Annotated in this window: 16 protein-coding genes; 9 read left to right on the plus strand and 7 right to left on the minus strand. The window is 46.4% G+C overall.

Annotated elements, in window-relative coordinates; all coding sequences use genetic code 11:
• Positions 1-2 precede the first annotated feature (2 nt).
• Positions 3-1,325 (minus strand): Gfo/Idh/MocA family protein, encoded by a 1,323-nt coding sequence (locus tag KTG12_RS05090; protein WP_005641430.1) that lies wholly within the window; start codon positions 1,323-1,325, stop codon positions 3-5.
• Complete coding sequence (locus KTG12_RS05095; protein WP_046451966.1) at positions 1,322-2,128, minus strand: FAD:protein FMN transferase; 807 nt, start codon at positions 2,126-2,128, stop codon at positions 1,322-1,324. The genes KTG12_RS05090 and KTG12_RS05095 overlap by 4 nt, the downstream gene beginning before the upstream one ends.
• 443 nt (positions 2,129-2,571) lie before the next feature.
• On the opposite strand from KTG12_RS05095, the gene KTG12_RS05100 reads away from it, so the two are divergent.
• From KTG12_RS05100 to KTG12_RS05130, 7 genes are all read left to right on the plus strand, one after another.
• Complete coding sequence (locus tag KTG12_RS05100) at positions 2,572-3,432, plus strand: DUF3298 and DUF4163 domain-containing protein (protein WP_005641434.1); 861 nt, start codon at positions 2,572-2,574, stop codon at positions 3,430-3,432.
• Positions 3,433-3,469: 37 nt separating this feature from the next.
• Entirely contained in the window at positions 3,470-4,141 is a 672-nt protein-coding gene (rsmG, locus tag KTG12_RS05105; RefSeq protein WP_022322776.1) for a 16S rRNA (guanine(527)-N(7))-methyltransferase RsmG, read from the plus strand.
• Entirely contained in the window at positions 4,138-4,776 is a 639-nt protein-coding gene (locus KTG12_RS05110) for an MBL fold metallo-hydrolase (RefSeq protein WP_022322775.1), read from the plus strand. Before rsmG ends, KTG12_RS05110 begins: the two co-directional genes overlap by 4 nt.
• Before the next feature lie 43 nt (positions 4,777-4,819).
• Positions 4,820-7,672, plus strand: coding sequence for an aminomethyl-transferring glycine dehydrogenase (gcvP, locus tag KTG12_RS05115; RefSeq protein ID WP_005641440.1), 2,853 nt, complete (start codon positions 4,820-4,822; stop codon positions 7,670-7,672).
• 326 nt (positions 7,673-7,998) lie between these two features.
• On the plus strand, positions 7,999-8,904 hold the full coding sequence (locus KTG12_RS05120; RefSeq protein WP_022322774.1) for an electron transfer flavoprotein subunit beta/FixA family protein: 906 nt from the start codon (positions 7,999-8,001) through the stop codon (positions 8,902-8,904).
• Between the two features lie 48 nt (positions 8,905-8,952).
• Positions 8,953-9,972 (plus strand): electron transfer flavoprotein subunit alpha/FixB family protein, encoded by a 1,020-nt coding sequence (locus tag KTG12_RS05125; protein ID WP_005641447.1) that lies wholly within the window; start codon positions 8,953-8,955, stop codon positions 9,970-9,972.
• Positions 9,973-9,976: 4 nt separating this feature from the next.
• The gene (locus tag KTG12_RS05130) at positions 9,977-11,683 is read left to right on the plus strand and encodes an acyl-CoA dehydrogenase family protein (protein WP_022322773.1); all 1,707 of its coding nucleotides are present in this window, start codon (positions 9,977-9,979) and stop codon (positions 11,681-11,683) included.
• Between the two features lie 527 nt (positions 11,684-12,210).
• Here KTG12_RS05130 and KTG12_RS05140 read toward each other — a convergent pair.
• The 4 genes from KTG12_RS05140 to KTG12_RS05155 all read right to left on the minus strand — a co-directional run bounded on the left by KTG12_RS05140 (position 12,211) and on the right by KTG12_RS05155 (position 18,790).
• A complete protein-coding gene (locus tag KTG12_RS05140) occupies positions 12,211-13,506 on the minus strand; it encodes an MATE family efflux transporter (protein WP_022322771.1) in 1,296 nt (431 codons plus the stop codon).
• A 218-nt stretch (positions 13,507-13,724) separates the two neighbouring features.
• Complete coding sequence (locus KTG12_RS05145; RefSeq protein ID WP_046452549.1) at positions 13,725-15,800, minus strand: BT4734/BF3469 family protein; 2,076 nt, start codon at positions 15,798-15,800, stop codon at positions 13,725-13,727.
• Positions 15,801-15,958: 158 nt separating this feature from the next.
• Complete coding sequence (locus KTG12_RS05150; RefSeq protein ID WP_005641501.1) at positions 15,959-16,345, minus strand: HU family DNA-binding protein; 387 nt, start codon at positions 16,343-16,345, stop codon at positions 15,959-15,961.
• A gap of 300 nt (positions 16,346-16,645) precedes the next feature.
• On the minus strand, positions 16,646-18,790 hold the full coding sequence (locus tag KTG12_RS05155; RefSeq protein WP_155144127.1) for an outer membrane beta-barrel family protein: 2,145 nt from the start codon (positions 18,788-18,790) through the stop codon (positions 16,646-16,648).
• A 152-nt stretch (positions 18,791-18,942) separates the two neighbouring features.
• Between KTG12_RS05155 and KTG12_RS05160 the strand changes: the two genes are divergently transcribed.
• Both KTG12_RS05160 and KTG12_RS05165 read left to right on the plus strand, forming a co-directional pair.
• On the plus strand, positions 18,943-20,460 hold the full coding sequence (locus KTG12_RS05160; RefSeq protein WP_005641505.1) for a cell wall metabolism sensor histidine kinase WalK: 1,518 nt from the start codon (positions 18,943-18,945) through the stop codon (positions 20,458-20,460).
• Positions 20,429-21,121, plus strand: a complete 693-nt coding sequence (locus KTG12_RS05165; RefSeq protein ID WP_005641507.1) for a response regulator transcription factor — start codon at positions 20,429-20,431, stop codon at positions 21,119-21,121. Before KTG12_RS05160 ends, KTG12_RS05165 begins: the two co-directional genes overlap by 32 nt.
• A gap of 269 nt (positions 21,122-21,390) precedes the next feature.
• Here KTG12_RS05165 and tpx read toward each other — a convergent pair whose 3' ends face one another.
• Entirely contained in the window at positions 21,391-21,894 is a 504-nt protein-coding gene (gene tpx / locus KTG12_RS05170) for a thiol peroxidase (RefSeq protein WP_005641510.1), read from the minus strand.
• Positions 21,895-21,951: the final 57 nt, after the last annotated feature.

Consider the following 21,951-nt stretch of genomic DNA (forward strand, 5'->3'; position numbering starts at 1 on the left):
AATCATGCAAAATTTAGATACGGTATTTTATATTCATCCGGGAAAGTAATCACCCGTCCTTCATCAATCGCCTGCAAGCCCAACAAACCCAAAACAGAGGAATAGTAAGCTTCTTCCACCAGGTTAGGAGCCGGTTTTCCAGTAATAGCCGCTTCGCAGAAAGCAGTAACCAACTCGATAGAACCGTCGCCAGCAGCTCCTACCGATGACTGTCCACTGATCGTTGTGACATTGTCCATGATCAGATGTCCCTTGTTTACCGATGCAGTTTCAGGAACCCAGCTCGGACCGGCAAATGAAACATTATCGAAGATCTTATGTTCAATCTGGTTGATCAACTGCATGATACCAGGAGCAGGTTCGACATCTTCAAAATAATATTTACCTTTTTCCGGTTCCATCGTGCCCTTGCTTCCCATAATCTCTTCTTCAAGGCCATAAAACTTGTTGGCAATCATTGACTCATAGGTCATCTTCACGCCGTTCGGATAATGGTAAATCAAATTGATACTGTCATACACTTCGCGACCATCCTTCCAATAGACGATATCCCCCATGCCGGCCACCTTTTCGGGAAGCATCCGGAGCGCCCAGTTTCCAACCTGCAGCTGATGAGTTGCCAATTCTGTTACCAAGCCGCATGAATATTCCTTATATAAACGCCAGTTGATCTTACGTTCCAAATCGGGAGAAGGGACCGGACGGCGCCAGTCGTTATTACGGAACCAATACGCCCGTATCGAATTTATCTCTCCCAACAAGCCGGCATGGATCATTTCCATCGCCTTTATATATTTCGGATCATACAAGCGCTGCTGGCCGATAAACATCACCTTGCCGGATTCCTTAAACACATTATACATATCCAGACAGTCAGCACACGTCATCGCCATCGATTTCTCGCAGAAGACATGCTTTCCGGCATGCAAGGCGTCTATTGTGATATGCGCATGTTCGTACAGCGGAGTGGCGATCATGACAGCTTGTATATCTCTATCATCCAAAAGCTTCCGGTAATCGTCATATGTCTTGGCTTTCGGATAGAGAGCCGAAGCCTCTTTCAGGTGGGGAGGATAATTATCACACAAGGCAACCACATCGGCATACGGAATCGTCTTCAGGTTATTCAAATGGTACTGTCCACGCGAACCTGTACCGATAAATCCGATCCGCACCTTTTCCTTTGCGATCTGCACCTTATCGTCGGCACTACAGGACTGCAACCAGGGAAACGCGGAAAGCAGCACACCGCCTCCACCAATCATTCCCAACTCCTTGAAGAAGTCCCGCCGGCTTAAATTGACTGAATTCTCATCATTTTTCATAACTTATATACATGTTTTTCATAAATATCAAATTGAGACGCGATTACCGGAACACGCTCGTCGCCGCAGATCATAAAGGCAGTTGTCAGAATCTCCGCCACCACCGGATCTTTCGCCACCACCGACACCATTTTCTTATCCTCCACGAATGTTCCCGTATGCGGGTTCACGATATGGCGCGGATGGGAAGGCATATTTCCCGATATCGATAACGAACTATCACTCAACTTCAAATCGGCAATCCGCTCTTTCGTAAACGGATTGTCAAGACCCACCGGCCAATATTCGCCGCACGGATGCGTACCGACCGCCAGAACCGAACTATTTCCGAAATTGACAAGCGCCTTACCAATCCCGTTTTCTTCCAACAGTTCCCGTATTTTAGCAAGCGCATATCCTTTCCCGTACCCGCCGAGATCAATGTGTAAAGATTCAGAAAAGAAAAAAATGCTTTTATCTTCTTCCGTCAGCAATACCTGGTCGAATCCCTGCAAAGTTATATCGTAATATCCTTCCGTCAGCTCATTGTAACGCTTGCAGTTCAACAATATATTCCAAAGCTCTTCCCCCACCGTCACCGGGTAGTGCCCGGCTTCCCGGTTAACAAATGAAACCTCACTCTCCGGATCGAACCGGTTCAGCATTTTATCTAATCGCTGCACTTCCGATTCGACCTTTTCCCAGACCGTACCAAGAAGGCGGGGATCACTGCCGACCATCAAGATGTCAAACTGCGTTCCCATTACCGACGACATAGATCCATGGAAAAGCCCAGAAGCCGCATAATAGTTAGAATAAGCCATTTGTTACCTGTTATTTTTTACATGGTTCAAAGAGGTGTGCGTACACACTCTGCAAATATAGGGGATTTGTTCGTTTCACAAATAGAATTAGGCAACCTTTTTCTCAAAAGGTTGCCTAATTAGCGTTTATTTTCGTTTAAAACATTTATTACAACTCAACCTTCGCCAAGCAGAATTCCTTTTCCGGATGATAAGCCAGAACGCAGTGCCAAGCCTGTTACATTTTATTGGCACAAGAGTTCCACTGGCATGGTACTCCCGTTTCATGGGCAGGAAACAGTAGTTTCATAGGTAGGGAACGACCGTTACATAGGCAGGAAACAACACCAGCACTGCTATCTCCTCACCCTTTTGATGCCTCCGAGGCTGAAAAAAGAAACCAGCCATTCGTTTATTACAAGATAATAGCTTACATTTGCATCTAAAAGTATTATCTAAAATCTATGATTCCGATGAGTACACAAATTAGTAAAAGCCTGATAGCGCTTTTCTTTTTAGGAATGTTCGTAACCGGTTGCAATACTAACACGAAGCAAACGGCCGATAATGATATTAAATTCGATTCTATCCGGGTGGATAGGACCTATCATCTGCTGAATAATCCCGATAATCCCAATTGCAACTTGCAATTGAACTTCACCTATCCTGCCAAATTTTCCGATAAAGAGATTCTGAAAAAGATACAGAATGACTTTGTCCTCTCCTACTTCGGCGAGAATTATGAGAACCTGTCTCCAGAAGAGGCGGTCGCCAAGTACACGGAAGACTATCTGAACAACTATAAAGAACTGGAAGCCGATTTCAAGGCAGAGTTGGAAAAGAAGGACGATCTGCCGGTCGGAGCCTGGTTCTCTTATTTCGAAATGTCATCGGATGAAATCGTCTACAACCAGAATGACATTCTGAGCTATACTGTAAGTTTCGAAAACTATACAGGCGGTGCACACGGTTCGCATGCCTACAACAATCACGTGATCAACTTGAAAACAGGCAATGCAATCACAGAAGAAGATATTTTCATCGAGAACTTCCAGGACAGCCTCGCACAGATATTGATCGATCATATCGCCAAACAAAACAAGGTGGAGAATCCGAAAGATTTGGAAAACATCGGTTTCTTCAGTGTCGAAGAAATTTTTCCGAACGGTAATTTCCTGGTCGACGAGGACGGCATCACGTATACCTTTAATGAATATGAGATCGCCGCTTACGTGGTAAGGGAAACAAACGTATTCTTACCCTATGCGGAAATCCTATATCTATTGAAAAAAGACAGTCCAATTGCGAAACTAATTGACAATTGACAAATAAAATATAACAATAATCCCATACATATAATTTATGGATAACAGTGCAACAATATCCTCCCAATTGTCAATTGTCAATTGTCAATTGGGGGTTCTAAAGTCTTACTTTCCAACGCTAACCGATGCGCAAAAGCGACAGATAGACGCCCTGTTTGATTTGTATTCAGACTGGAATTCCAAAATCAATGTAATTTCACGCAAAGATATAGAGAACCTGTACCTGCACCACGTACTTCATTCGTTAGGTATCTTGAAAATGCTGAAATTCAGAGAAGGATCGACAATTATGGATATTGGTACGGGAGGCGGTTTTCCCGGCATACCACTTGCGATCCTGCTCCCTGAAGTACAGTTTCATTTGGTAGACAGTATCGGAAAAAAAATCAAGGTCGGACAAGCTGTAGCCGAAGCGATCGGTCTGAAAAACGTCACTTTCCGCCATTGTCGTGCCGAAGAGGAAAAACAATTATTCGACTTTGTCGTGAGTCGTGCCGTCATGCCACTGGCCGATCTGGTAAAAATCGCCCGTAAGAATATAAAGAAGGAACAACAAAATGCACTTCCTAACGGTTTGATTTGTCTGAAAGGAGGAGAGTTGCAGCATGAAATATTGCCATTCCACAAGCAAGCTGTCAGCCTCAACCTGAGTGACCATTTTAAAGAAGAATTTTTCCAAACTAAAAAAGTTGTTTACGTACCGTTATGATTACAATAAAATCGTTTGAGTTCAATTATTTCCAGGAAAACACATTCCTGCTGTATGATGATACACGCGAGGCCGTACTGATCGATTGTGGTTGCTGTCGCAAGGAAGAGGAAAAGGAGTTAACCGACTTTATCCTCGAAAACAAGTTGACATTAAAGCATTTGCTCTGTACTCATCTGCACGTGGATCACGTATTTGGAAACGGTTTTATATATAAGACATACGGTTTGAAACCCGAAGCGAACAAGCAGGATGTCGAGAAACTACCCTCTCCGGACGAACAGGCCAAGTTGTTCGGACTCCGTCAGCATGTCGAGAACGTCCCGGTTGAAAAATATATCGTAGGAGGCGAGATCATTAAGTTCGGCACATCCGAACTTCAAGTGCTGACAGTTCCCGGACATTCACCCGGCAGCGTCGCTTTCTATAACAAAAAGAACGGCTTTGCGATCGTCGGCGATGCACTGTTTGCCGGAAGTATCGGCCGTACCGACCTTTGGGGTGGCAACCAGGAGGTATTGGTTGCCGCCATCCACGACAAACTCCTTTCACTTCCCGACGAGACAGTAATCTATCCGGGGCATGGACCGGAAACAAGAGTCATCGATGAGAAGTTCAACAATCCCTATTTGTAACTGACAATTAAGAATTAATTCATAAATCATAAATCACAATATTATGGACACAAATAAATTTGTAAACCGCCACGTTGGTATCTCGGCAGAAGACATTCCTTCCATGCTGCAAGCCATCGGCGTCAAGTCGGTTGACGAACTGATCGATCAGACCATCCCGTCCGACATCCGTTTGAAAGAACCGCTTAACCTTCCCGAACCCATGACGGAACGTGAGTTCGCAGAACACATCTCGGAGTTGGCATCCAAAAACGAAGTCTTCACTTCTTATATCGGAATGGGTTGGTATGACACAGTATGTCCGGCTCCTATCCAACGTAACGTATTTGAAAATCCGGTTTGGTACACTTCCTACACTCCGTACCAGGCAGAAGTTTCACAAGGACGTCTGGAAGCTTTGTTGAATTTCCAGACTGTTATCGCTGAACTGACCGGCCTGCCGCTAGCCAACTGTTCCCTGCTGGACGAAGCGACAGCAGCAGCCGAAGCGGCAACCATGTTCTACGGTAGCCGTAGCCGTGCACAGGTGAAAGCAGAAGCCAATACGTTGTTTGTCGACGAAAACGTATTCGCCTCTACACTGGCCGTTATCAACACTCGCATGATCCCGCAAGGCATCAAGGTCGTTGTGGGTGATTACAAAACATTTGAATTCACACCGGATGTATTCGGGGCTATCGTCCAGTATCCGAATGCCGACGGTTCGATCGAAGATTATAAAGAATTCATCGTACGTGCCAATGCCGGTGGAGCACGTGTCGCCGTTGCTGCCGACCTGATGAGTCTTGTCCTGCTGACTCCTCCGGGAGAATGGGGCGCAGATGTCGTGTTCGGAAGCAGCCAACGTTTCGGTATCCCGATGTTCTACGGTGGTCCGTCCGCTGCATTCTTCGCCACGAAAGACGAATACAAGCGTTCCATCCCCGGACGTATCATCGGCATTTCCAAAGATGCCTATGGACACACGGCTTACCGCTTGGCTTTGCAAACACGCGAACAACATATCAAACGTGAAAAGGCAACCTCCAATATCTGTACCGCCCAAGCCTTGCTAGCCACGATGGCTGGTTTCTACGCCGTTTACCACGGTGCCGAAGGCTTGAAGAACATCGCAGGTCGTATCCACGCTTCTGCAGGTTTCCTAACAGGCGAGTTGGAAAAACTAGGCTACAAACAATTGAACAAAAACTATTTCGACACACTGAAAATCCAGTTGCCGGAACATGTATCCATCAATGCACTCCGCGAGATCGCATTGGAATGTAAGGTGAACTTGCGTTACTTCGATGCCGGACAGATCGGCATCAGCTTGGACGAAACGACCGGACCGACCGATATCGGCGTATTGCTGTATATCTTCGCAGGGGCAGCCGGAAAGGACTACATGCTGAAAGAAGCCGTTCCTGAGAAAACTTATTTCGATCCGAAATTCGCCCGTACTTCCGAATTCCTGCAAGAAGACGTATTCAAAAAATATCATACCGAAACGGAACTGATGCGTTATATCACCCGCCTGGGACGAAAGGATGTTTCATTGGCCCAATCCATGATCTCTTTAGGTTCTTGTACGATGAAACTGAATCCGGCATCGACCATGCTTCCACTCAGCCGTCCGGAATTCATGAATATACATCCGTATGCACCGGAAGACCAGGTCGAAGGCTACACGGAACTGATTGAAAACTTATCGGCTTACTTGTGTGAGATCACCGGATTCAAAGGCTGTACGCTGCAACCTAATTCCGGAGCAGCCGGCGAATATACAGGTCTGCGCGTAATCCGGGCTTATCTGGAAAGCATCGGGCAGGGACATCGCAACATCGTCCTGCTTCCTGCCTCTGCCCACGGTACGAACCCGGCAAGTGCGGTTCAATGCGGTTTTACGACCGTTACGGTGAAATGTGACGACAAAGGAAATATCGACTTGGAAGATTTCCGGGCTAAAGCCGAAGCCAACAAGGACAACTTAGCAGCCAGCATGATCACCTATCCGTCTACTCACGGTATCTTCGAGGTGGACATCAAGGAAATGTGCGACATTGTTCACGCTTGCGGTGGTCAGCTGTATATGGACGGCGCCAACATGAATGCACAAGTCGGTCTGACCAATCCGGGTACTATCGGTGCAGACGTCTGCCACCTAAACCTGCATAAGACCTTTTCTTCTCCTCACGGAGGAGGCGGTCCCGGTGTCGGTCCGATCTGCGTTGCCGCACATCTCGTCCCGTTCCTGCCACAGCATCCGATATTATGGGGCAGCGACCTGAACACAGTCTCCGCCGCACCTTACGGTAGCGCGGGCATTCTGCCGATCACATATGCTTATATCCGCATGTTGGGAACAGAAGGGTTGGAAACGGTCACCAAGACCGCGATCTTGAATGCGAATTATCTGGCAGCCAAATTCAAAGACACTTACGGAATCGTTTACACAGGTGCTACAGGTCGCGTCGGTCACGAACTGATCCTGGAATGCCGCACGGTAAAAGAACGTTCGGGCATCGATGAAGGCGATATCGCCAAGCGCCTGATGGACTTCGGCTACCACGCTCCAACTCTTTCCTTCCCTGTTCACGGCACTCTGATGGTCGAACCGACCGAAAGCGAAAGCAAAGCCGAACTGGATCGTTTCGTCGAGGTGCTGGAATGTATCTGGAACGAAATCAAGGAAGTGGAAGAAGGCAAGGCTTCAAAGGAAGACAACGTATTAAAGAACGCTCCTCATCCCGAATATGAAGTAACGGCCGACGAATGGAAACACGAGTATCCGCGCAGCAAGGCCGCCTTCCCGCTGGAATGGTTGCACGACAGCAAATTCTGGGTGAATGTAGCCCGCGTAGACAATGCGTATGGCGACCGCAACCTGATTCCAACACTTTGTGCATGCGAAATTTAATATAAACCGGCGCAAACCTATTACTCGATTTCGACTTGACAAAACGGTGCCAAAGCACCTTTATCACGATCTTTCAGGCACGGATTTCACGGATTGACACGGATAAATTTATTTTCTTTCCGTGTTTTCCGTGTAATCCGTGCCTAAATTATGGTGATTAGTAAGGTGGTAAGTAAAAAGAAAGGATATGCTCAAAAAAACCTAAAGTGTGCAGATTCCAGACGAAAGTTCTTTGATATAAAGAATGTTTGATTACTTTTGCAGGTCAGTATTCAGAAGGTTAATTCGAACAAATATCCAATATAGAAATCTAATATTCCTATAATATGAGTTTAAAAATTATTGTATTGGCGAAACAGGTTCCGGACACACGCAATGTGGGAAAGGATGCGATGAAAGAGGACGGAACTATCAACCGAGCCGCACTTCCCGCAATCTTCAACCCGGAAGATCTGAACGCATTAGAACAAGCCCTCCGCTTGAAAGACGCCTATCCGGGAACTACGGTAACCTTGTTAACAATGGGTCCGGGGCGTGCAGCTGAAATTATTCGTGAAGGTTTATACCGGGGAGCAGACGGTGGTTATCTGCTAACCGACCGTGCATTTGCCGGTGCCGACACTTTGGCAACGTCTTATGCGCTTGCCACAGCAATCAAGAAAATAGGTGACTACGATATTATCATCGGAGGACGCCAGGCTATTGACGGCGATACAGCACAGGTAGGTCCTCAAGTCGCTGAAAAGTTAGGATTAACACAGGTCACATATGCCGAAGAAATCCTGAACGTAGACGAAAAGAATCGCAGTATCACAGTGAAACGGCATATCGACGGTGGTGTCGAAACAGTGGAAGGTCCGCTGCCTATCGTGATTACGGTCAACGGTTCGGCTGCCCCCTGCCGTCCGCGTAATGCCAAGTTGGTGATGAAATACAAACGGGCATTGGGCGCGCAGGAAAAAGTTCCTGCTCCCGCCTGCCATCCGGAAGGCGTATCGGCACTGCCATACCCCGAACTGTATGAAAAGCGCCCGTACCTGAATATTCCGGAATGGAGTGTTGCCGATGTAAACGGAGATCTCGCACAATGCGGTTTGTCCGGTTCGCCGACAAAAGTCAAAGCGATTCAGAACATCGTGTTCCAGGCAAAGGAAAGCAAGACGCTGACCAGCTCAGACAAGGATGTGGAAGATTTGATTGTTGAACTGTTAGCTAACCACACTATCGGATAATTGACAATTGATAATTGACAATTCATACGGTAAAAAAGATTGAACAATATGAATAATGTATTTGTATATTGTGAGCTTGAAGGTACAACGATTGCCGATGTAAGCCTCGAACTGCTGACCAAAGGTCGCAAGTTAGCCAACCAGTTGAACTGCCAACTCGAAGCCATTGTGGCCGGTTCCGGACTGGAAGGGATTGAAAAGCAGGTGATGCCTTATGGCGTGGACAAGGTGCATATTTTTGACGCTCCCGGTCTGTTCCCGTACACTTCCCTTCCTCATTCTTCTGTTTTGATCAATCTGTTCAAAGAAGAAAAACCGCAGATCTGCCTGATGGGAGCAACGGTTATCGGCCGTGACTTAGGCCCCCGTGTTTCTTCTGCACTGACAAGCGGTCTGACAGCAGACTGTACATCCCTCGAAATCGGCTCGCACGAAGACAAAAGAGCTGGTAAAACATACGAAAACCTGTTATACCAGATCCGTCCCGCTTTCGGCGGTAACATCGTAGCGACGATCATCAATCCGGAACACCGTCCTCAGATGGCGACTGTTCGCGAAGGTGTGATGAAAAAAGAAATTCTGGACGCCGGTTATAAAGGCGAAGTGGTAAAACACGACGTCGCCAAATATGTTCCGGAAACGGATTATGTCGTAAAGGTCATCGACCGCCACATAGAAAAGGCCAAACACAACCTGAAAGGTGCTCCGATCGTAGTAGCCGGCGGTTACGGAATGGGTTCCAAGGAAAGTTTCGATATGTTGTTCGAACTGGCAAAGGAACTTCATGCCGAAGTAGGCGCCAGCCGTGCAGCCGTTGATGCCGGTTTCTGTGACCATGACCGCCAGATCGGCCAGACAGGTGTGACGGTCCGTCCGAAATTGTATATCGCTTGCGGTATCTCCGGACAGATCCAGCATATCGCAGGTATGCAGGATGCAGGTATCATCATCTCTATCAACAACGACGAGAACGCTCCGATCAACACGATTGCCGACTACGTGATCAACGGCACTGTTGAGGAGGTGATTCCGAAGATGATTAAGTATTACAAACAGAACAGCAAGTAAAGAGATGGCAAATTATTATACAGACATTCCGGAACTCAAGTATCACTTGAACAATCCGATGATGGAACGTATTTGCGAACTGAAAGAACGCAATTACAGAGATAAAGAAGAGTTCGACTATGCACCGCAGGATTATGCCGATGCAATGGACTCGTTCGACAAAGTGCTTGAAATCACAGGCGAAATCACGGGTGAGATCATCGCTCCCAATGCCGAAGGAGTTGACGAAGAAGGCCCCCACTGCGCAAACGGACGTGTGGAATACGCTTCCGGGACCAAACAGAATCTGGATGCAATGGTGAAAGCCGGCCTGAACGGTATGACGATGCCGCGCCGTTTCGGTGGTTTGAACTTCCCGATCACGCCGTACACCATGTGCGCCGAAATCGTGGCCGCTGCCGATGCTGGATTCGGAAACATCTGGTCGTTGCAAGATTGTATTGAGACATTATATGAATTTGGAAACGAAGACCAGCACAGCCGTTTCATTCCGCGTATCTGCGCCGGTGAAACGATGTCTATGGACTTGACAGAGCCGGATGCCGGTTCCGACTTGCAATCCGTGATGCTGAAAGCGACTTTCGACGAAAAAGAAAATTGCTGGCGTCTGAACGGTGTAAAACGTTTCATCACAAACGGAGACGCCGACCTTCATCTGGTCTTGGCCCGTTCGGAAGAAGGGACGAAAGACGGGCGTGGACTGTCTATGTTCATCTATGACAAACGCCAAGGTGGCGTAGATGTCCGCCGAATCGAAAACAAGTTGGGTATTCACGGTTCTCCTACCTGCGAATTGGTTTACAAGAATGCGAAAGCCGAACTTTGCGGAGACCGCAAATTAGGTTTGATCAAATATGTGATGGCGCTGATGAACGGTGCCCGTCTGGGTATCGCCGCACAGTCTGTCGGTCTGAGCCAAGCCGCCTACAACGAAGGGTTAGCTTACGCAAAGGAACGCAAACAGTTCGGCAAAGCAATTATCGAATTCCCGGCTGTTTACGACATGCTGTCTATCATGAAAGCGAAGCTGGATGCCGGCCGTGCCTTACTGTATCAGACTTCCCGCTATGTAGATATCTACAAAGCACTGGACGACATCGCCCGTGAACGCAAGCTGACTCCGGAAGAACGTCAGGAACAGAAAAAATATGCCAAACTAGCCGACTCTTTCACCCCGCTGGCAAAAGGTATGAACTCCGAATATGCCAACCAGAACGCATACGACTGTATCCAAATTCATGGTGGTTCAGGCTTCATGCTGGAATATGCTTGTCAACGTATCTACCGGGATGCCCGCATCACCTCCATCTACGAGGGGACGACGCAGTTGCAGACAGTTGCAGCCATCCGTTACGTGACCAACGGTTCCTATCTGGCTACCATCCGAGAATTCGAAACAATCCCGTGTTCTCCTGAAATGGAACCGCTGAAAGGCCGCCTGGTTGAAATGGCCAATAAGTTCGAAGCCTGCATGAACAAGGTGAAGGAAGCCCAGAACCAGGAATTGCAGGATTTTGTTGCCCGTCGCCTTTATGAAATGGCAGCCGACTGCATCATGGCTCACCTGCTGATCCAAGACGCGACAAAGGCTCCTGAAATGTTTGCCAAATCAGCTGTCGTATACTTGAATTATGTCGAAGCGGAAGTGGAAAAACACAGCAGCTTTATCTTGAAATTCAATGCCGACGAATTAGCAAGCTACAGACAATAATAGAGCGTATCTAATTTCATAAAAGCCGGATATCTTCTCTTGATTTCCGGCTTTTTCCTTATATTTAGACTCGTATTAAGCCAATAAGACAACCATCGACTATGAAACAGTACAATCCAGACATCCACCATCGTCACAGTATCCGTTTGAAAGGATATGATTATTCACAGGAAGGGTTATAAATGATATTAAACCCATATGGTGAAATAATCCAACAATGTTATTGGGATTTGGAACATAAATACCCCAATATCGAATGTTGCGAATATGTTATTATGCCAAATCATTTCCATGCGATTATAAAAATCGATCGGGATGCATTTAGGGCGGGCAAACCCCGCCCCTACGTGGTGACACTGGGGCATATTGTGGGATATTTTAAATATCAATCGACAAAAATGATTAATCTACACGGTCAAAAATTATGGCAACGTAATTATTATGAACATATCATACAGGATGAAAAGGCGTATCATAATATATCCAATTATATATTAAACAATCCGGCACAATGGGCATACGACCGATTACGCTAATTCATTGTGGCGATTCCATAATACCCATTGCATACTACCACGAAGCAACAGATATATCAGAAATGCCATCCACAATGCATGATTTCCCATCATTCCGAAAAAGAGGTAATAGATCAAAAAGAAAGTGCCGGAAGCGACCAACATCGAATAAAGCATCAGGCGAGTAGCTGTCGCACCGATCAAGATTCCATCCCACAAGAAGGCGGCAAAGCCGGCAAGCGGGACAGCCAGCACCCAATAGAAATAGGTTCCGGCCTCTTGTATGACAACAGAGTCATTCGTCAGGAGGGAGAGAAAACCTTTCCCGCCTACTCCATAAAGCAAGGTAAACGAAAGGGACAACCCGATTCCCCAGCCAAACAGCAAACGGATCATCCGACTAAGGGCTGTTTTGTTCCGAGCACCGATATAACGTCCCGCCAAAGCCTCGCCCGCATAGGCAAAACCGTCCATGATATAGGAAAAGAGCGTAAACAACTGCATCAGCAATGTATTAACGGCCAAAACGATATCGCCCTGTCTCGCACCTGTAGAAGTAAAAAATGTAGTAACCGCCACCAAACAAAGCGTACGAAAGAAAATATCGCCATTCACCTGGAAGAAGCGACGCATAGCGACCTTATCCATGATCTCATGCCAGCAAACACGAATATTCAACCGCTTCCGATAGAATACGAACCACAGGAATACAGCCATCCCGAAGCCTCCATATTGAGCGATCAGTGTTCCCGTCGCAACCCCTTGCACCTTCATGCCGAACACAAAGACGAAGATCAGGCTCGCCACGATATTCACGACATTCTGGGTGATCGCAATAAACATCGGGAAACGGGAATTCTGCATTCCGATAAACCAACCGGAGAAACCATACAATCCCAACACAGCCGGCGCTCCCCAAATACAAATATTGAAATATAAGGAAGCCAACCGTTCTACCTCATCCGTCGTATCCAATAGTAAGAAAGCTATTTCCCGTATCGGATACTGGAGCAGAAGCAGAGCCAGAGAAATCAGAATCCCGACACCAACCGACCGGAACAAAACCCTCGTTACTTCCAGGAGATCCCGTCTCCCCAGAGCCTGTGAAGTCATCCCACTCGTTCCCATCCGCAAGAAACCGAACAACCAGTAAATAATATTGAACAGCATCCCCCCTACCGCAATCGCCCCGATATAGGAAGCGGCCCCCAAATGTCCGACAATCGCCACATCGACCAATCCCAACAAAGGAACCGTTATATTGGAAACAATAGAAGGAAGCGCTAACTGAAGTATCTTTTTATTCATTATTCATCATCTATATTAAAAAGCTTATTCCTAACTTTGGCGACAAAGTTACAGATTACTTTATAAACAACATGATTACGCTTATGCTTCAATCATACAACAATTTTCCGCTATCCATTCGCCATTTGCAATAGCGACCTATAAGTAACTATATAATAACCCATTACTTCATTGCAAACTCTTTTTCATTTGCAATAACATTTGTTATTCACCCTACATTATCCCACCTTCACCACCGAATAGCAAGTTCCTTTCATCGTGCGGCGTGAAGGGATCTTGTTCTTCTGGAGCAGGCGGCCGAAGTAGGTCAACCGTTTATTGCCCAACTTAATGCCACTTTCACTTTGCAGATACTGGAGAATTTCAATGGCGGATAATTCCAGACTCTCCTCTCCTGGCCGGGCGGCACGAAAGTACTGAAGAAACAACTGTTCTTCGACAGGCAGTTGCTGGAATACTTCATTGTTACGAGTTGTCGAGAACTCCTCTTCGGAAGTAAACCAATAACGTTCGCCATTCTTTAAAGCAGCCACTGCCTGGGCATACAACTGTTCATAGTCTATCGATGTTGAATTATCTATCGTACCGGAGATCTCGATACAGATAAAACGCCGGCTTCCGGTCGGATCGGTCAACAGATCGTAATTGTTGCAGGTCGCGATAAAAGAGGCATACCGGTGCAATGCCTGAATACTTCGCTTATAAGGCTGGCGGGCGTTGACAACCGGCTTTTGCAGGACATTCTTTAAAAAGCTCTGGTAAGCGGAACTGACCGAATCGAATTCATCGATATTGATCAAGGCAAAACGAGTCAGCATCAGTTCGGCATCCCGTTTGTTACTGAAATCAATGCTATCCGTATAATACATACGAAGCGAAGGCGGCAACAAATTCCGACACCAGGTGGACTTGCCACATCCCTGCGGGCCGACCAGCAAAGGCAACGAGCTGTTCGCATACAAATGCTCGCGCCTGTACCAATGGGCAGTCATACTCAGGAACCAGATATAAAACAGATTGCGCCACTGGGCATTAGCGGTCGGCAGCGTATCGGCCAGTGCACGTATATGATCCTTACCGTCCCACTCCGGCAAATATTCCAGATAATCTTCCAACGGATAAAAGACCGGAACCCTGTCGGAATAGACATACCGCTTCACATCGCGATCCCAAAGAGCCAGCCCTTCGGCCTGCGCATTCAGACCGATGCTATTTAGAACCGTTTCGGTAACCGGGGCAAAATGGATATAGTACGAACCTCTTGCCCGGAACTCCACTTCGCCTGCCAGCATATTCCGCCGGAACTCATACCGCCGTTTCATAAACTCGTCCGTCTTTATCGAAAGCAGTTGCTCGGCAGGCATCACCGGCTTCTTCCCGAAACACTTCGACAGTTGGTACACCATGTGAATCGTCTCCCGGATCTCCTCTTCAAACAGTTCGAGATTCCGGCTAATCTTTGTCCAGCGAACCACATCCTCTTCCGGAATACCGGAGCGAAAACAATTTTCAGCCAACCTTGTCAGGAAAGGCCTGACCTCTTTTCCTTCATCCAAGCCACCCGTCTTTTCGAGGGCGTCCAACATACAGGCATTATAAAAACGGGAAACGATACGACTGCGGTCATATCCGGGCATCATGCGCAAAAGCGGATCTTCCTCTTTGGCCACCACCTCCCGATAGGTCGGTTCGGCAGGCATCTGCATCGGTTGCTCCTGAATCAACGGTGTGGCCGACGGATTATAATATAAACCAGGATCAAAAGAATGGCGGCATCCTCTTTCCAACGATGCCTCCTCCCCCATCTCTATATGACGTTGCAGATGAGCCTGATAAAAGGCCACTGCACGCCTGTAGGCCACCGCATGAAACAACTCGGCCAACTCCCTCTTTTCCGGAAGGGAACCATCGGGCAACACAAAAGGAACCAGTATTTTCACGCTCTTCCCGCTCGAACCGACAAAGGCTGCCACTGTCTGCGGGGCTAAGGAAGCGAGTCGCTTCACCTCCACGGCCTCTTCCCTATCCGCCAGATTGCCGACATCCATCAGCACCAGCCCGTTATACGCCTGATACTCTATCCTGCTTTCTTTCTTCCTGAACCGGGCGGCAAAAAGCAAAACAGGAATATCCGTCGCATGAATGTTCCGATCGCCAGGCATTGAAGAGGATAATATCCCCCGATGTTCATTCACCACCCTGGCTTGTTCGCCGGATCTTATCGCAGTCATCACATCTGGCAACTCTATATTTTTCAAAGACTTACCATTACTCTTCACTTGTGTTATTTTCATATCCGGACTCATTTGTGCAACTTTTGTTTTATGACTAATGACAAACTCCATTGCAAACTCAAAAAGATATTTGCAATGGAATAACAAACTATTATACAAATTATTACCTGGTAAGATTGCAAATGGCAAATACTTCCCGTAAACTTTATGTATAAAACCTATTTCATCCTCGTAAACTCAATACTTCTCAGCCTCTCCTTCAGTTTCGGGCTGGGTTTGAAGCCAATTCCTTTCAGCTTAATAGACTCGGCACGGATTTTCAACGGATCTTCCACTTCACGGTTGGGTCGGGCAGTTACGGAAAATGTTCCCAAACCGTCGATCGTCACGGTATTGCCGCCTTCCAGAGCTTCCGCAATCAGAATAGTCAGATTTTCCACAAGTCCTTTCACTTCGCCGTAGGAAAATGTACTGGATCCGGCTATTTGCTCGGCTAAAGCATCCAAATTCACATTGTCATAGCTTACCGTCGTTACCGAATACTTTACCGTCTTATTATCAGTAATATTGTCATTGATTTTTGTCAGCTTGTATCTTACCGCCATACTATTATCTTTCTATTAGATTTAACATTAACACGATTTATCTCAAAGGTTACCATCCTCTATCTTATTAGTAACCACTCAGTAACAACAGCCTGTACAGGATAATCGGTCAAGGTGTACAGGATGGTTTACCAGGGTGTACAGGATAACTAACTAAGAGGTACAGGATAGCATTAGCAAGTCAGCGCTAAAGGTATAAAATATAATAACACAAACAATTGTTCTTCAAGACTTATTTACTATACCTCCCAACATTTCCGCCATCAGTTGATTCATCCCGGTATTTGGACAGCAAGCATATCAAATCCCCGTCCCCAAACGTGAAGTGTCTACCTCTTTTGCCTTTTTCTCTTTGTAGCCACCGAAACTATACCGTAATGTCAGTGTCACATTCCGGCTATCCTGCCACAGTTTCATGCGGCTTTTCTGCCCCTGTTCATCCACACGGGTAACGGGATTGCCTCCCTCGAACAAATCATTACCCCGAACCGTCAGGCGCATCTTCTTTTTCGCGAATGTCCAGGTCAGACCGGCCGACACGTTGTATATCAGATCGACATCATACAATCCCTGTATGACCGGAGATATACAATAGCCCCGCAACTCCAACAACAAGTTCCGGTCTTCGGTCAGGTAGAAGGTATTGTTCAATTCGGCCCGGCCAAACAGTTTTTTACGGTCGAAAAAGACATCATAAAGCGTCCCTTTGTTATGAATGGCACAGCCCATCAGCGTCAGCCTGGAACTCATAAAATCAAAAGGCCTGAAAGGGATGACGGCGACCGCTCCGTACATATTGTAGATATCCATATTCACTGTCTGGAATACGGACCTCAACTCATCGTGGCGCTGGTACGTCATCTGTTGTATTTTATCGGGCTGTATATTTGTAAATAAGCCGAATACATACTTGCTCTTCAGGACATAATTCAGTTGCATCGAATAAGAGAGCTGCGGCTTCAGGTCCGGGTTCCCGATTATAGAACTGTAGACATTCATATAATAGGTAGTAGGAGTAGTCATCCAATAGGACGGATAGGTTTTATCACTCGAAAAGGAAAACATCAGCATACCGGACGGAGCCACCTTGTAAGTAAAATTCAATTGAGGGAAAAGGCCGGCCCTGTTCCATAATGTCTTTTTCTTTCCTGCCGAATCGACGGATGCTTTATAATACTGCAAGGAAAGGGATGCATTCAATGAAACCTTTTTCCCGAATTGTTTCGTAAAACCGGCAAAAGCACCCATTGAATAATCTTTTTGTTTAAGGCGGAAAGTTCCTTCAGGAGCATTTCCACCATTGATCGACTGACCGGACTCGTTACGGGTATCGGAAAAAGAAGCATCTACTCCGTAATCCAACATCCATTCTTTTTTCAATTTACGACTGTCGTTCATATAAAGATCAACACGTTGTACCTGCTGGGAAGACAGAGTTGAGATTGTCTGCTCTTCCTCTTTTTCAAAGTCATTAACCAAATGTTGCTTGTCGTCATTCTTATAAAAAGTATAATCCATCCCGGCTCTGAACCCTTTATGACCGATATAATCCATCCGGGCATTATGCAGATTCGAAGCGCCGGACAATTCCAGCTCCGTCTCTACCCGCCGGATATCGACAAACTCGGTCAACGCGCCTCTTCTCGATACTTTATCCGGGTCGTAAAAACGGCCGGTATAGGAAAGTGACAAGCGGTCTTTACTTTTCAAATCGAAATCGAAAGCTCCCCGTATATTGTGAGAAAGGCTTACATTATTATACCAGTCATCCTGCCTAATATCGTACGGGCGATCGTTTACAGTCGGTCGGGCAATCATTTCCTCTTCCTGGCGTCCATGATCATAAGCGGCCGAATAAGAGATATCAGCCGAGTAATTCTTCCCGATATACGAAAGGTTCGCCTGACCGGATGGAGAAAAGAAATAACCTTGCTTACCCGCCAAAGAGATTTCCCCCTTCAGCACGTCTTTCAAAGATTTGTCATTTTCTATTACGACATTGATGGATGCACCTTTCACGCCAAACCGGGGAGGCGTGCTATACATCACATCTATTTGTTTTACTTTGGATGAAGATGTGGATTTCAATAAGCCAGCCAATTGTTCCGCTGTCATCGAACTTTTGCGTCCGTTGATCAGGATCGAGGTCGAAGGGGTTCCGATAATCGACACCTTATCCCCATCTTTTTGTATACCGGGCAATTCGCCTATCACATCAAAAGCGTTATCGACCGGTTTATCTTTTACCAGGTTCGGAATGTCGTACTGCAACTTGCCTTCCGACACTTTCACCAGCGGCCGTTCCGCTTTTACAAACACCTCCGGAAGATCTACGGTTATACTGTCGTTCACGAAGATGTGTTTCTTTTCCGTTGCGTTCTGCCCCCATCCAGGTACTTGCCCTGCCAGAAAAACGGTCAACAAATAATGATAGAAATGCTTCATCGTATTATTTTTTCTTGTAAAGGTTATATTCGGAAACGAGAGTTCCAAACTTTGCCTCTTTTTGGTAAGACTATATAACATCCCCCCGCACGAATGTTATTTAGTCTTACCAAATAAACCGGATCAGATAAACTTTCCCTACATTTGTTTACATGAAATCTTCGTTCAAATATGTAATCGTTCTGGTCATCCTGTCGTTGTCCGGCCTCTTCATCTATCAGCTATTCTGGATAACCGGCCTCTACCACTCACGGCAAAAGCAGAACCAGGAAGAGATCCGGATGGCGATCAAAAATGCAGATCATATCGAACTGTTCAATCGGGCCGATTTCCTCAGCAGGGTCACGCACAGGCAAAGAGAGACATCCGCCATTGCCGATACGAAAGGCGGTGCGGCTCTCAGTACCCGGTTTCCTGACAAGGATTCGGTTATTCCCGAACTGAGCGTGCAGCCTTTAGATACGAATATCTATCATCCCCGATACCGGAGCCAGACACTCCGTAACGAAGCGGGTAAAATGCTAAAAAGCACGGCAGTGGAGGTCGGTAACGATTTCAGGTCGTTAGGAGAGTTAGGCTTACAGATGCAGCAAGCTCTACATGAAGTGATCGATTCGGTCAAACCGGTCGACCTTGCAAAGTTCGACAGCATCCTGTCCTCCCACCTGCAAAAGAGGGGGCTGGATATTCGCCATCATACCGAAATGTGGAATCTGGAAGACAGTTCGATCATCGCCTCATCCGTTCCGGCAGACCTGGACAAGACAGAATACGACCTACACAAATGGGAATACACGACCTATCATAAAAGGGCTTATCTGGTTTATACCGAACCAACCCGGTGGGATACGATCCGGATGATGTCGGGCATCCTATTCTCTTCATTCCTGATCCTGTTGATCCTGATCCTCTCTTTCGCTTATATGTTCTGGTTCCTGATCCACCAAAAGACAGTGGAACAACTGAAAGATGACTTTACGCACAATGTCACGCATGAATTGAAAACCCCGATAGCAATCACCTATGCAGCAATCGAAGCCATGATCCATTACAACATAACCGGAAACAAAGAAAAGACAAACAAATACTTGCATATCTGTCACGAGGAAGTGCTACGTCTCGGCAATATGGTCGAGCAAATTCTTTCACTCGGCCTGGAACGTAAAAAGGATTTCAAACTTAAATACGAAAGAGTAGACCTGAACGGGTTGCTCGATAAAATCGTCGAACAACAGAGCATCAAATCCTCCAAACCCTTTCATGTCGGGCTGGAATCCATGCCGGACAGGATTATACTGGAAGCCGACAGAACACATCTTTACAACATCTTGAGCAACATTCTGGACAATGCCATCAAATATTCCGGTGATAGTCCGCACATCCAGATAACGGCAGAAGAGCGCAACGGTTCGGTCATCATCCGCATTACCGACAACGGCATCGGAATAGAAGAAGAACACCTGGCACATATCTTCGATAAATTCTACCGGGTTTCCAACAGCAAGCGACCTCCCGTAAGAGGGTACGGCATCGGGCTGTTTTATGTCAAGACAATGATACACATGCACAACGGTACGATCCGGGTAGAAAGCCAGCCCGGAAAGGGAAGTTGCTTCATAATCACATTACCGCAAACACATGAAAGACAAGAAATCGATATTATTGGTTGAAGACGAAGCGAGCCTGTCCATGATCATCAAAGATGCACTGGAAGAAGAAGACTTCCAAGTCATAACGGCAGGAAACGGCCTGCAGGGGATCGATCGTTTCTACAAGTATGCTCCCGACCTGATTATCGCGGATGTCATGATGCCGGAAATAGACGGGTTCGAAATGATCCGGCGGATACGGAAGGAGAATAAAGAAGTGCCTGTACTCTTCCTGAGTGCCCGTTCTTCAACAGATGACATCGTCTTCGGCTTCGAATTAGGAGCCAACGACTATGTTCGCAAACCGTTCAGTCTGCGTGAATTGGTCGTTCGCGCTAAAGCCCTCCTGATCAAATATAAACAGGAGGAGGGAAGAACCGAATTCTACGAGATCGGGCTTTACACTTTCTACCCGAAAGTCCAGACCTTGCTGATAGCCGGAGAAAGCGACAAACTCTCCTACAAAGAATCCGAAATATTGAAACGCCTATGCGAAAACGAGAACCAGCCGATCTACAGCAAGGACATTCTGCTGAGCCTATGGGGAGACGACAGCTTTTATAATGCACGCAGCCTGCATGTTTTCATCACCAAGCTGCGCCACAAATTGGACAAAGACTCTCGCATCAAGATCTTGAACGTAAGAGGAATCGGTTACAAGTTAATCTGTGAACCACTTTAATATCTTTGATACTGGTACATATATTCTATTTTCCTCAAATCTTCGATTGAAAGGCGTCGTAAGCGGATAAAGATTGGGAATGCATAGCCATGATAGTAACCCAAACCAATACCTCCGCCGATTTTGTTTCAAAACTAAGCCATAAGACAATTGCCAAATTAACGATGAGCTGGTCAGGATTATAAAAAACGAAGGCCGCGGGATTCACATCCGGCGGCCTTCTACACTAACCCTTAACTTTAACCAATGAAAAACAATAATCTACTTTATTAGTTTTTTAATGAAGCGATTGCGGCTTCGTAATTCGGTTCGTTCGTTATTTCGGAAACCAGTTCCTCATAAACAACTTTACCGGCTTCGTCGACAACTATCACGCCACGGGCTAACAAACCCTTCAGCGGACCATCGACCATCAACATCCCGTACCCGTTTTCAAAACAAGAACAACGGAATGCAGAAAGTGGGATCACTTTATCGATACCTTCCGTGGTACAGAAACGTCCTTGCGCAAAAGGCAAGTCTTTTGATACGGCAAGCACCACAGTATTAGGAAGAGAAGCGGCTTCTTTATTAAAACGTCTTACCGATGCGGCACACACGGCAGTGTCCAAACTTGGGAACACGTTAATCACGACTTTCTTTCCTTTTAAATCTTTCAGATGCAATTCGGATAAATCGCTCTTTACACCCTTAAAATCAGGAGCCTCTGCTCCAACTGCGGGCAATGAACCGTTCGTATTGACTTCATTACCTTTAAATGTTATCTTTGCCATCTTTTGTTGTATTTTATGTTCTTTATCAAAAGCGGCTTACAAATATAAGCTGCTTTG

This window comes from Parabacteroides sp. MSK.9.14, assembly GCF_019041495.1.
Taxonomy (GTDB): Bacteria; Bacteroidota; Bacteroidia; order Bacteroidales; family Tannerellaceae; genus Parabacteroides; species Parabacteroides merdae.